The organism is Paenibacillus sp. ClWae2A, from assembly GCF_032452295.1.
GTDB lineage: Bacteria > Bacillota > Bacilli > Paenibacillales > Paenibacillaceae > Paenibacillus.
In genome coordinates this window covers 1,396,623-1,409,047 of the sequence record NZ_JAULSQ010000001.1, presented here as the reverse complement: position 1 = coordinate 1,409,047, position 12,425 = coordinate 1,396,623, and the positions used below count along the sequence as shown (strand labels likewise).

The 12,425-nt window shown below is 44.6% G+C and carries 15 protein-coding genes and 1 other annotated feature; of the genes, 13 read left to right on the top strand and 2 right to left on the bottom strand.

What is annotated here, in order from left to right:
• A partial coding sequence (locus tag QVE09_RS05905) for a BclA C-terminal domain-containing protein (RefSeq protein ID WP_315936058.1) occupies nt 1-680 on the top strand: 680 nt, incomplete at its 5' end.
• A 293-nt stretch (nt 681-973) separates the two neighbouring features.
• Here the strand turns inward: QVE09_RS05905 and serA are convergent.
• Nucleotides 974-2,569, bottom strand: a complete 1,596-nt coding sequence (gene serA, locus QVE09_RS05900; protein ID WP_076209897.1) for a phosphoglycerate dehydrogenase — start codon at nt 2,567-2,569, stop codon at nt 974-976.
• Between the two features lie 199 nt (nt 2,570-2,768).
• Nucleotides 2,769-2,999, bottom strand: a binding site (T-box leader).
• Between the two features lie 335 nt (nt 3,000-3,334).
• Between serA and QVE09_RS05895 the strand changes: the two genes are divergently transcribed.
• Genes QVE09_RS05895 through QVE09_RS05885 form a run of 3 tightly spaced genes read left to right on the top strand, consistent with a single transcriptional unit; the run spans nt 3,335 to nt 5,210 of the window.
• A complete protein-coding gene (locus QVE09_RS05895) occupies nt 3,335-3,928 on the top strand; it encodes a CPBP family intramembrane glutamic endopeptidase (protein ID WP_253438667.1) in 594 nt (197 codons plus the stop codon).
• Nucleotides 3,925-4,383: a hypothetical protein gene (locus QVE09_RS05890; RefSeq protein ID WP_315936057.1), complete on the top strand. Its 459-nt coding sequence runs from the start codon at nt 3,925-3,927 to the stop codon at nt 4,381-4,383. Before QVE09_RS05895 ends, QVE09_RS05890 begins: the two co-directional genes overlap by 4 nt.
• 29 nt (nt 4,384-4,412) lie before the next feature.
• The gene (locus QVE09_RS05885) at nt 4,413-5,210 is read left to right on the top strand and encodes a metallophosphoesterase (protein WP_315936103.1); all 798 of its coding nucleotides are present in this window, start codon (nt 4,413-4,415) and stop codon (nt 5,208-5,210) included.
• Between the two features lie 45 nt (nt 5,211-5,255).
• Here QVE09_RS05885 and QVE09_RS05880 read toward each other — a convergent pair whose 3' ends face one another.
• A complete protein-coding gene (locus QVE09_RS05880; protein ID WP_315936056.1) occupies nt 5,256-6,152 on the bottom strand; it encodes a polysaccharide deacetylase family protein in 897 nt (298 codons plus the stop codon).
• Between the two features lie 94 nt (nt 6,153-6,246).
• Here QVE09_RS05880 and QVE09_RS05875 point away from each other — a divergent pair, with 94 nt between their 5' ends.
• The 9 genes from QVE09_RS05875 (at nt 6,247) to QVE09_RS05835 (ending at nt 12,376) form a co-directional block, all read left to right on the top strand.
• Nucleotides 6,247-6,600 carry a hypothetical protein gene (locus QVE09_RS05875; RefSeq protein WP_124116197.1) on the top strand — a complete coding sequence of 118 codons (354 nt, stop codon included), beginning with the start codon at nt 6,247-6,249 and terminating at the stop codon, nt 6,598-6,600.
• Between the two features lie 187 nt (nt 6,601-6,787).
• Entirely contained in the window at nt 6,788-7,402 is a 615-nt protein-coding gene (locus QVE09_RS05870; protein ID WP_076209900.1) for a genetic competence negative regulator, read from the top strand.
• Nucleotides 7,403-7,445: 43 nt separating this feature from the next.
• The gene (gene prsW, locus QVE09_RS05865; protein ID WP_062835211.1) at nt 7,446-8,141 is read left to right on the top strand and encodes a glutamic-type intramembrane protease PrsW; all 696 of its coding nucleotides are present in this window, start codon (nt 7,446-7,448) and stop codon (nt 8,139-8,141) included.
• Between the two features lie 114 nt (nt 8,142-8,255).
• Nucleotides 8,256-8,426, top strand: a complete 171-nt coding sequence (locus QVE09_RS05860) for a hypothetical protein (protein WP_165980215.1) — start codon at nt 8,256-8,258, stop codon at nt 8,424-8,426.
• Between the two features lie 121 nt (nt 8,427-8,547).
• Nucleotides 8,548-9,894 carry a germination protein YpeB gene (ypeB, locus tag QVE09_RS05855; RefSeq protein ID WP_315936055.1) on the top strand — a complete coding sequence of 449 codons (1,347 nt, stop codon included), beginning with the start codon at nt 8,548-8,550 and terminating at the stop codon, nt 9,892-9,894.
• 148 nt (nt 9,895-10,042) lie between these two features.
• A complete protein-coding gene (locus QVE09_RS05850) occupies nt 10,043-10,696 on the top strand; it encodes a flagellar brake protein (RefSeq protein WP_315936054.1) in 654 nt (217 codons plus the stop codon).
• Nucleotides 10,697-10,759: 63 nt separating this feature from the next.
• The gene (locus tag QVE09_RS05845; protein ID WP_315936053.1) at nt 10,760-10,984 is read left to right on the top strand and encodes a hypothetical protein; all 225 of its coding nucleotides are present in this window, start codon (nt 10,760-10,762) and stop codon (nt 10,982-10,984) included.
• 103 nt (nt 10,985-11,087) lie between these two features.
• Complete coding sequence (gene cmk / locus QVE09_RS05840) at nt 11,088-11,792, top strand: (d)CMP kinase (protein ID WP_315936052.1); 705 nt, start codon at nt 11,088-11,090, stop codon at nt 11,790-11,792.
• A complete protein-coding gene (locus tag QVE09_RS05835; RefSeq protein WP_091018056.1) occupies nt 11,789-12,376 on the top strand; it encodes a lysophospholipid acyltransferase family protein in 588 nt (195 codons plus the stop codon). The genes cmk and QVE09_RS05835 overlap by 4 nt, the downstream gene beginning before the upstream one ends.
• Nucleotides 12,377-12,425 lie beyond the last annotated feature (49 nt).

Sequence of the window (12,425 nt, the reverse complement as noted above, 5' to 3'; positions counted from 1 at the left end):
CTGGTGCGACTGGTGAGACAGGAGCCACAGGTACAACCGGAGCCACGGGAGTCGGCGTAACGGGAAGCACTGGAGTTACTGGTGCGACTGGGGGAACAGGAGCCACAGGTATAACCGGAGCCACGGGAGTTGGCATAACCGGAAGCACCGGAGTTACTGGTGCGACTGGTGCAACAGGAGCGACGGGTACCACAGGGTTGACCGGGGCGACAGGGGATACTGGCGTAGGGGTAACCGGAAGTACAGGAGTTACCGGAGCCACAGGTGCAACTGGAACATCTGTAACATCTAACTCGGCTTTTGCTGAGAACACTAATGGTACGATTGTTGTAATATTGGGTGGTACACTTGTTCCATTACCGAATAACCAAAATATTGGCACAGGTATTACCGTCAATGGGACAAATGACACCTTCACGCTGACCAATGCAGGTCGTTACTATATCTCATACAAAATAAGTCTGACAGCTGCACTTGCTATCCAATCTCGGGTTTTACTTAACGGTACAGCAATTCCAGCGAGTGTAGTATCTCCGGCACTTTCTCTCAGTCAGCTGCAGTCTGACTTTATGGTTACCGTTACCGCTGGTTCAACAATACAGTTACAATTATTCGGGCTTGTTGGCACAGCTGTTCTTTCTCCTCCGGGGTCTACATTAAACATTATTCAGTTAAGTTAATGAAAGACTATTTCCTACTGGGCAAAAGAATCGGAGCTCATATGGGAGTGGTGTATCAGATTGTCGAGGAACCCAGATCATTTTTAGATCTTGGGTTTCTCTTTCTTTCCAGCTAGTAGTGGTCAATCCTATATTAGGGGTCATCCCTTTTTCAATTCCACTAATATTTTGATTTGATTTCAAGCTTCATCACCGATATTTCGACGGGTACAGTCATACAATTTCCTTACGACAAAAAAAGACGGGAACCACGAGGTCCCCATCTTTCCTTATACATTTTAAAATATATTTGATTATTCCAGCACGATTTCAACAGCAGTATTGATCTCAGGCAGCGCAGCAAGCTGTACAAGCACATCTTTTGGAACAGCTTTGTCCACGGTCAGGATCATGATCGCTGCACCACCAATAATTTTACGTCCAACCTGCATGGATGCGATGTTGACATCATTTTGTCCAAGCAGAGTTCCTACACGACCGATAATACCTGGTTTATCGTTATGGGAGATCAAGATTTGATGACTTTCCGGAGCGATATCTACTGGGAATTTGTCCAGGCGAACGATACGCTCTCCATAACCTGCAAGCAATGTACCCGCTACACGGCGTTCCTCAGCATCCTGAGTTGTAACCAATGTTACGGTAATCAGGTTAGTGAATCCTTTAGTTGCTGAGGTTTGGCTTACAACGACATTCAGATCACGGATTTTGGCCAGATGCATGGAGTTGACGATGTTGGCTTCCCCACCCAAATGTCTGGCGAGAATACCCTTCACAATGTAACGAGTGAGAGGAGAAGTATCTACTTCAGAAAGTTCACCAGCATAGTCGATCCTAATCTCCTGCACTGCATTTTGTGTAATCTGTGCTGCAAAACTACCCAGCGTTTCACCCAGTTTGAAATAAGGCTGCAATTTGTTCATCACGGTTGGTGCAACAGCCGGCATGTTAACTGCGTTTTTAAACGGTTCGTTACGCAAAATGTGAAGCACCTGTTCCGACACATCGATAGCCACGTTCTCTTGTGCTTCTACTGTGGACGCACCAAGATGAGGCGTAACGATAATGCTTGGGTGATTAAGGAACGGGTGATCAGCGGCTGGCGGCTCGCTTTCGAATACGTCAAATGCTGCACCAGCAACAATACCTTGATCAATGGCTTCGACAAGTGCCATCTCATCTACAACTCCACCACGAGCACAGTTGATGATACGCATGCCTTTTTTCATCACTTCGAATTGTGGACGTGAAATCATGTGCCGTGTTTCCGGTGTTAATGGTGTATGAACGGTCATGAAGTCCGCATTGCGAATGATATCATCTACACTAGCCAGCTTCACTTGCAGCTTCTCGGCACGCTCCTCCGTGAGGAACGGGTCGTAAGCAAGAATGTCCATTCCAAATGCTTTGGCGCGCTTGGCAACTTCACTACCGATCCGTCCCATACCTAGTACACCGAGCGTTTTATTTCTTAATTCCACACCCAGGAAGGTTTTACGATCCCACGTACCCTGAATAGTCTTGGCATATGCCTGAGGAATGTGTCGTGCCAATGCCATCATCATGGCAAACGTATGCTCACAGGTTGTGATAGTATTGCCATCAGGTGCATTAATAACGATGATACCGCGCTGTGTAGCAGCTTCCAGATCAATGTTATCTACACCAACACCTGCACGTCCGATCACCTTAAGGTTGGTACCAGCCGTCATAATACGATCTGTAACACGAGTCTGGCTGCGAACCAAGAGGGCATCATAATCACCAATAATGGCAACAAGTTCATCTTCACTAAGACCGGTTTTCTTCTCAACAACAACATCATTTGCATCCACCAGTTGCTGGATTCCCAGATCACTGATTGGGTCCGACACTAACACTTTGTACATGGTTTCTTCCTCCTTAGGTATGTGTATCTATATCGTCAAGGTCTGACCTCAGCGAAGAGGTATTCCTTAAAACCAGGTTGATTCTTCCGCCCAACAACGCGGTGTCGCAGCAGAGGGGGAAGGTGAAGCAAATAGAGTGATCCCACAGATATCCTTTAAAATAAATCAAAAAACTCTCAATCCACATACTGCTTGCGCAATAAGGGACGAGAGTTGTCGTGGTACCACCCTAATTCACCGCCGTTTCGCAACGACAGTCTTAGCGGTCAATGAAGACCGAAGAGGATAACGGGTCTAAACCGATTGCACCTACTCCAATTTCAATGCAATAACTCAGGAGCGCTCAAGACCATTTGCCTGCCACCGATTCACACCTACCATCGGCTCTCTGTAAGACGAAGCAACGTCTTTTTTCCATCATCGTGTTTAACGTGACTAATTTTTTCATAATGTATCATGGCTGACATGAGCATGTCAATAGGCTTAAATGTTTTAAATTGTTTTGCAGATGTCTTGCGGTTCATACCTAAACAAAGCCATTATAACCAATGCAGTAGTAACTGTACATACTACAAGAAGATGAAATATGTGCTGTTTGATGAATCGGATTTTACTGCTTTAATGAAGTAATGACACGGACATAAAACCAGGACTTGGGGCAGGTCTTGAACCTATTTGGTTTTTTGGCTATCATTTAGTATACTATCCGATTGGACAACGTAAATGTTTTCCATCAAATTTAACTCAAGAGGACAGACGCATCCGATGAAAAAATTCAAGTTTCCCAAGTTCAAGATTCAGAAGGCTGAGCCACAGCAGCTTACCGAGCGTTTGCTTTTAATCAATCTATACTTTACACAAGGTCTGACACTGATTATCGGAGTTGTGTGGATCTTGTTGCAGAAACGAAACTTGTTAGATGTACTCGCATGGCCTGACAATTACCAATTTGTATGGTGGGGTCTTGGTCTTGCTGGCATTATGCTTGTTATGGACTTGGTACTGTCGTATGTTATACCTCAGGAAAGCATGGATGACGGTGGAATTAACGAGATGCTGTTCCGTGGGCGTCCGATCTGGCACATTGTATGTATAGCAGCCATTGTTGCTGTGTGTGAGGAATTATTATTCCGTGGAGCCATCCAACATGCCATCGGTCCTTACTGGACAAGTATTTTATTTGCAGTTATCCATATTCGTTATTTGCGCCACTGGATTCCAACAGGCTGGGTGTTTGTCTCAAGTTATGGATTGGGTTGGATTTACATGCAATCCGGCACATTATGGGCGCCTATATTATGTCACTTTATTATTGATTTGGTGTCCGGATTAGCGATACGTTTTCGGAGGGGATCATGAATCAGCCATTAAGTAGAATGAAGACATATGGCAGTCAGCGCCATCGTCAATCGGATAAAAAAGAGACATCCGAGCGTCAGGTGGCTTCTCAATCTCAAGTAAGCATAGTTGCTGAAACGGCAGCTGCTGCTGAGGTTGGCGGAATCACACCAATTACTTCCGTTACTTTACCTAGATCACAGCGGAAGCCCTATACAGAAAAGCTGGAAAGTCCAGTACTTCCTCAAAGGGCACCATCACGCTCCAAAAAAACGCCAAAATCAACGGAAGAATCGATCCCCGAAGCGGGTTCGCTTCCTACACGAACAGAATTACATCCTTCACGTCGGCTAAAATTGAGCAAGAGGTTTGTCAATTCACTCATTTTTATTTTTGTCATGTTAACGATTAGTCTGGTTTGGTGGGGGGTAAAAGGGGCACCCGCTCTAAATACGTTCCTTCCCTTGCCGTGGTAATTCTTTTTCTCGCAGGTTTAATCATTTTGATGGGAGTTTTACTACTTTTTCATATGTGGCGTGAAGCCCACGTTCATCAAATGATTGAAGAAGAGGTTGAAGTTCCTCATCTGCCAACATCCTTTGACGGGGCTATGATTTTGTATGTATCTGACACTCACAAGCGCAAACTGAAGCAGAAGGATCTGGAAAACGTTAAAAACAAGGTGGACTGGGTTCTCATCGGCGGGGATGTTGCGGAAAAAGGAATCTCATGGTCTTTGGTTAGACATAACATGAAAATTTTATCGAACATTGCTCCTTCTTTTACGGTGTATGGCAACCATGACAAGAGGGCAGGTACCGCTCAACTTGCGCGAATCCTTCGGGAATCGGACGTTAAGCTCCTTCAGGATGATGTGGAATATCTGCAAAGGGGCAACGACAGATTGAGCCTGATCGGCATAGACTATCGTTCCAAACAGGGCGATGTATTACTACAGCAGATCGGTAACCGTTTTTGCAAAATTGCTATCGTTCATGATCCTTTGCAGGCCCTTCGCTTGGAAGAAAATGCAGATCTTATTTTAAGCGGTCATACACATGGCGGACAATTGGTTTTACCATTTTTCGGACCTGTGTTCCTGAGCAAAGCGTATCGTCCCGTATCGAACGGGTGGTACTCCCTGAAGCGAAGTCCGGAGGACGTTCACCAAGAAGGCAAAATGCTTGTTAGCAGAGGATACGGTACAAATCATCTTCCTCTCCGACTAGGTTGTCCTGCGGAGATGCATATCATCACGTTAAGAGTGCCCGCGGAAAAAGCACTCACAGAGAAACAGCCTTGATCCATTGGATCAAGGCTGTTTTATTTTAATGTGCAAAATTACAATTTAACGAGCTTCCAATTCAATTGCACGGGGATCAACAAAGGAATAACCTTTCTTTTCGAGCTTGGTCAGCAACTCATCCAATGCTTCAACCGTCCATGGCAACTCGTGCATCAAAATATTGCTTCCGGGATTTAACTGGTCCAGTACATTTTGAATGACTTTTTCCGGTTTGTCTTTGGTGCTTTTATCCCAATCGAGCGAACCATTAGACCAAGTCATATATAACATACCATTTTTCTTCACAGCAGCTTTCAGTGCATCATTACCCGATCCAAAAGGTGGACGGAAGAATTGAGGTTCCTCACCAATAGTATCCTTCACTATTTTTTGGACATCTGTAACTTGTTTTGCCGCCTCAGCGTTGGACATTTTTTTGAGATCCTCATGATCCCAGGCATGATTGCCTACAATCTGACCCCGTTCATGTATGAGTTTGAGCAATTCCGGATGACTTTTCACCCGATATCCATTGACGAAAAATATCGCTTTAGCGTTATGTTTATCTAAAGTGTCGATTAGTGAAGTAATCATTTTTTCTTCTTTGGGTCCATCATCAAAAGTTAACAAGACCACTTTGTTTGGGCTCGCGTCATCGTTTGGTTTAATATAATAATTTTCATTCATATGATACGTCTTTTTCACTTTCTCTTCTGTGGAAAGCATCTCCGAAGATTCAGGTTCTTCTTCTGTCGCAGTTGAATCGCCCGTTGAAGGATCGGGCACTTCAGTTCCGGGTTCTCCTGTTTCAGTTAAGTTAGAGTTACCTTGCTCTTCTTGAACTGCGGCAGTCGATTCGCTCACTGGTGCTGAATTTTCAGATGTTTTTTCTTCCGCTGTCCCACAAGCTGACAGTAGCAAACTTGCAGCAATAATCAATGCGGCGGTATGTCTGAACATGATTTCAACTCGCTTTCCTGTATTTATACGGAATGAGATCGCTCACTCCCGCAAACACTAAATATGATTTTAACACTTGAAGGAGGTTGGTGTAATGAAGACGTCATCCTTTTTTTGGGGCATTGTCATTGGTGTTGCAGCCAGTTCATGGCTGTCCAAAGGCAAATTGCCCATGATGTCATCGGGTTCATCACGTAACATGATGGATCAGGCAAAACATAAGATGATGGAGATGACTTTCCCGGGTATGGATGGGTTCACAAGCAAGCAAAATCAACATGGTGAATCACACAAAAATCCGGCAGCAAAGAGCGCAAGAGCAATCACACCGCAGGAAAAAGAAGCGAATATGAGCATGCTCAAAGATTTTATTCGCACCAATCCGGATGTGAAGCATGAAGTTGAGCAAATTTTAAGCCAAACAAACACAACAGTACCGGGTTTATAAACCAAAACCTCCAATTAGAATCATCCACAGTCTAGATCAGCTGTGGAATGATTCTTTTTTTGTCGATTTTACTTCGTGCATTTAGAGGTATAAAATGATAACATAACTACATAGATTTATTTTCAGCACATATTGTTTTGTGCTTCATAATCTGTTATAAGACTTGCTTATAAAGGGGAGATCCTGTATGAAAATAGAACGACTAAGTCACGATAAGATACGGATTTTCCTGACCTTTGACGATCTGAGCGAGCGCGGAATACAAAAAGAAGATATGTGGCAGGAAATACCTAAGGTTCATGAACTGTTCACTGAAATGATGGATCAGGCCTATTCCGAACTTGGATTTGATGCCACAGGTCCACTCGCTGTCGAAGTATTCGCACTTCCCGCTCAAGGGATGGTTGTCATTGTCACACGTGGAAAATATGATCCGCAACAATATGGTTCAGGTCATGAAGATGATCTTCCTGAAGAAGTATATGAAATGGAAGTTACACTCGAGCAAAGCGATTCCATCGTTTATGCATTCAAGGACTTTGAAGTGCTCATTGAAGCTGCACATATGTTGCGTCAGCATGTTACGGATGCTGGGAGACTTTATTCTTATAAAGACAAGTGGTTCTTGCATTTGGAGCCAGATGAGGTGGATTCCACCAAACATGCAGCATTGATTGCCTTGCTTGCTGAATTTGGTGAAGGCTCCTCAGTTACTCCGGCAGTTATGGAAGAGTATGGTAAGGTTGTTATTCCTGCACAAGCGATTGATGTTATCTGCACCCACTTCAAACGCCAGGATTAATCTCTAGTTGTAATCGCGTCTTTAGTCAGAGGAGGGAATTTCGGTGCTTTTGTTTTCGGTCTTAGCGGCAGCAGTTGCTCCGGGTCTCGCCTTGTTAACATACTTTTACCTGAAAGACCGTTATGATTATGAGCCACTTCATATGGTATTGCGGGTTTTCCTCATGGGGATTCTGATGGTACTGCCTGTGATGATTATTCAGCGTGGCATGATGATGTGGCTCGGGGATAATCCTTATCTTGAGGCCATTCTGATCTCAGGTGGTGTGGAGGAATTCGTTAAATGGTTCGTACTTTATCATATCATCTATAATCACACCGAATTTGATGAGCCTTATGACGGGATCTTATATGCAGTCGCTGTTTCACTTGGATTTGCCACTGTTGAGAACGTGTTGTATGCCTTTGCGGGGAATGCATCCGTCTCAGCCATGTTCCTTCGGGCACTGCTCCCTGTTTCGGGGCACGCGATGTTTGCGGTAATCATGGGTTATTACATGGGTAAAGCCAAGTTTATCGGTGGTAAGAAAAAGCGGTGGTACCTTGTGCTTTCTCTGGTGTTACCTTTTTTCTGGCATGCATTGTACGATGTCATCATGAACACCATGGTGAATCATTGGTTGTGGTTTATAGCGCCGCTAATGGCGGGCCTGTGGTATGGGGCAATGGGTAAAATCACACGAGCTAATAACCGTTCTCCTTTTCGTTTTGTGAAGCGGGAGGAAGAGGTTAAATTATAAAAATACGGACACACTGGTGGACATAAAGCGTATATTGCGCCTATGGCTCCGGTGTGTTTTTATTTTTACGGATAAACTCCCGGGGAATGACCAATAGAAACGGAGATCGTTGTGATGAGAATTAAAATTAAAATCAGATGCAAACAATGCGGTGAACGTTTTACATTACGAGGCAAGAAAGAACGGGGCCGGATTGAGACGGGATTCAAGCAGTGCCTTTGTGATAACAGAGACCAGTTCGAAATTGAAGAAGAGGGCATGGCAACTGGGATTCAGTTGAATTAGAAGGAGGACCCAAACGGTACTTTAGCAGCCTACTTGTGTAAGGACTGGAAATCGCATGCATAAGAGATCTTTCTTCGATCCACAATAGAGGTAGTGGTTTAGAAGAAAGGAGACTCTACCGATGTATAAACGTTTAAGTTCAGTTATGTTTCCGATATTTGCGGTCCTGCTGGTCGGTGCGCTCGTATGGGGCTATCAGGAGAATCAGGAGAAGAATGCAATTCTGATCAAGGCAGAGAATCAATATCAGCGTGCCTTTCACGATTTATCTTTTCATATGGACAAATTGCATTCGGAGATTGGTAACACCTTGGCGGTTCACTCCACATCACAGGGGATGCATCGCAAAGGTTTGATGAATGTATGGCGACTCACCAGTGAAGCGCAGAATGAGATCAACCAACTGCCACTCACCATGCTGCCATTTAACGAGACAGAGGAGTTTCTCTCGCGTATTTCCAACTTTGCCTATCGGGCGTCGATGCGTGACTTGACAAACGAACCGCTAAGTGAGAAGGAAATGGGCAACCTGAAAAAGTTGTATCAGAATTCATCCGAGATTACCAAGAATCTGCAGGATGTGCAGCAGAAAGTTCTGACGGACCGCTTGCGCTGGATGGATGCAGAGACTGCCATGGCAACGCAAGAGCAAACCATGGACAACACGATCGTTGATGGTTTTCGTACTGTGAACAAAAAGGTACAGGAATACCCGGAGCTTGATTGGGGTCCTTCCGTATCCAATATCTATGCCAAACGATCAGTCAAGAAACTGGACGGCTTCCCAGTGACCAAAGAACAGATTCAGAGCAAGGCTGCAAAATTCTCTGATGCGGATAGTAGCAAAATCCAAGTGCAGGAGAATGGTAAAGGAACAGACTGGGAGTCCTACACTGCCACGATTGATCATGCCAAGAATGGCAAACTGATGATGGATTTCACCCGTAATGGCGGAATGCTTATCTCTTACAGTGATACGCGTCCAATCGGAACCAAAAAAGTAACTCGTCAGAATGCCATGGCTAAAGCAGATCAATTTCTAATGAACAAAGGCTATAAGGATATGAAGGCTGTAAACTACGATGAATATGGTAATCTGGGTAACCTTACTTATGTGCGTAAGCAAGGGGACACCTTGATCTATCCCGAGAAAATGTCAGTTCGTGTAGGTTTGGATACAGGCGAAGTAACCGGCTTCCAGGCGAGTGACTTTGTTTACGAACATAATGACAAGCGCAAAATTCCGAAAGCAACTCTTACGGAGCAACAGGCGCGGAAAAAGCTTAATTCGGAGTTCGAAGAAAATTATGTTCGCAAATCCCTGATTGAGAATGATTACAGCAAAGAAGTATTGTGTTATGAATTCGGAGGGAAAATTAACGGTTCCCGTTACCGGATATACATTAATGCGAATACAGGATTAGAAGAAGCGGTTGAAGAGATCAAACCGGTCAATGCAACCTCATAAAAAGATGGATAATCTCAATTTTAAGTTGAGCGAATAACTGCTGCAGACCACGATGTGGTCTGTTTTTTTCTTGTTCAATGTGAGAAAGGTCATGGTATAATAGTCCTTGTACATACGAAGATAAATACATAAAGTGGCGGTGAACAGCTTGTTTCCTAAAATAAATGAAATTTTATACATCCAGATTGCTTCTGCAGATGAAAAAGAGGAACACAAAGAATACAAATCACGCATTGCAGATATGGATGACAGCAGTTTTCTGATTGAGGTCCCGATGCAACAAGGAAGCAGCCGTCTGAAAAGGCTCTTTTTCGGAGATGAATTGTCCATTTCATATATTACGGAGGATGGGGTCCGGCATTATTTTAATACTTATGTCACGGGATTTGAAGAAGATGTAGTCCGTCTTGTTCGTATCCGCAAACCGTTACCGAGCGATATATCCAAAATACAACGTCGCAGCTTTCTTCGTGTTCATGCAAACCTCGAATTGGCCATCCAGAGTGAAGATCTGACCCGTGCCGTCGGATTGACTGAAGATATTGGTGGCGGTGGATTGTCCATCTACGGCGAAACAGGTTTTTCAATAGCTGAAGGTCAAAAACTGAAATGCTGGTTGCTGGTTCCCTACCGGAATTCAACCATCGAACATGTGAATTTTGAAGCTGAAGTTGTGCGGATCAAAACCCTGGAAACCGGCAGACAGCTATGCATGCTGAAATTTGTGCAGATTTCAGATTCGGAGCGCCAGAAAATTATCAAGTTTTGTTTCGAGCGGCAATTGGACTATCGTACGAAATAGGAATGTTGTGGCATAAAAAGAAGTAACTGCGGGTACCGTAATGAAAAAAACGGAGGCATTGCCATGAATCATCGTTATGCAACCCGTAGATATGAGCGACTTTATTATGTTTTCTCAAGGCGAATGGAACGAAAGGTTACGATTCTGATTACAGTCCTTCTAATCCTGCTTGTGGTATATCAATTGCTGCTGTTGGTACCCGGCTTCAAAAAGAATTTGACCACCATTGACCGCCTGGAAGGAACGCCAATTGAAGTGCAAACGATGAATGATTACAAACGTCGTTGATTTGTCTGTTTTTGCATCCATGTGTAGAGTGTGGTATAATTTTCACGATGCAGGCAATGCCTGTTTTTTTATTGAGGTTTATCGTTTGAGGAGGAATGCCCCGTTGGCAAGCCAGAACACATCAGAGAACGGGAAAATGAACGTTGCAATTGACGGACCTGCCGGTGCCGGGAAAAGCACGGTGGCCCGATTGGTTGCAGAGGCGCTCGCGTATGTATACGTCGACACAGGCGCAATGTACCGTGCGGTAACCTTGCACATGCTTCGGAATGATATTGCGCCGGAAGAAGTGACACAGGTACTTCAGGAAGCCCAAAAGCTGGTCATTGATTTACAACCGGATCCCGACGGACAGAAAGTGTTCTGTAATGGGGAAGAAGTAACCTCGGAAATCCGCTCCCGTGAAGTGACGGGAATCGTGTCCCGATATGCGCAAATCGAGGGGCTGCGTACGCAATTAGTGGATACTCAGCGGCAAATGGCTTTGCGCAAGGGCGTCGTCATGGATGGACGCGATATCGGAACGACAGTATTGCCCGATGCGGAAGTGAAAATCTTCATGACTGCCAGTGTCGAAGAGCGTGCACTTCGCCGCTTCAAAGAACTGGACCCCTCTGAAGGACTGACGTTGCAACAGCTGGAGCGAGACATTGCCACCCGTGACAGATTGGATGAGAATCGGGAAATTTCCCCATTGCGTTGTGCTGAGGATGCTATCGTCCTTGATACAACGGAGATGAACATTCATGAAGTGGTTGACAAAATCGTATCTTATTGCACAATGGTCAGAGGAGAGATCGGTCTATGATTTACACATTTTGCAGCACATTACTGCGGATCATTTATACCATTCTTTTCCGCTTGGAGGCCGTTGGACGGGAGAATATTCCGAAAGAAGGCGGCGTACTTTTATGTTCCAATCATATTAGTAACTTCGATCCTCCAACCGTTGGTATCAAAATTCGCCGTCAGGTGCGTTTCATGGCCAAAAGCGAATTGTTTGAAATTCCGGTACTCGGCCGAATTATTAAAGCCGTGGGCGCTTTCCCCGTTAAACGTGGAGGTGTCAGCAAGGAATCCATCAAAACTTCACTCAATATTTTGCGTGATGGTCAAGTGCTTGGAATCTTCCCCTCGGGAAGTCGTCACAATGATGGAGGTATCGGCAAAAAAGGGGCAGCGAGTTTTGCTCTCCGCAGTGGCGCTACAGTTATTCCTACTGCTATTATCGGTAACTACAAAGTTTTTCGTAAGATGAAAGTTGTATATGGAGCACCAGTAAGTTTGGACGAGTTCAAGGAAGACCCATCTGGAGAAGCTCTGGAGAAGGCGACTGAAAAGATTATGTCCAAGATTAACGAAATGGTGCAAACGGGCGTGCCAAGCAAGTAGTGGCATCGTCGGTAGCTGAGTGCATGTTTCCATATTTTTGAGGGAGACT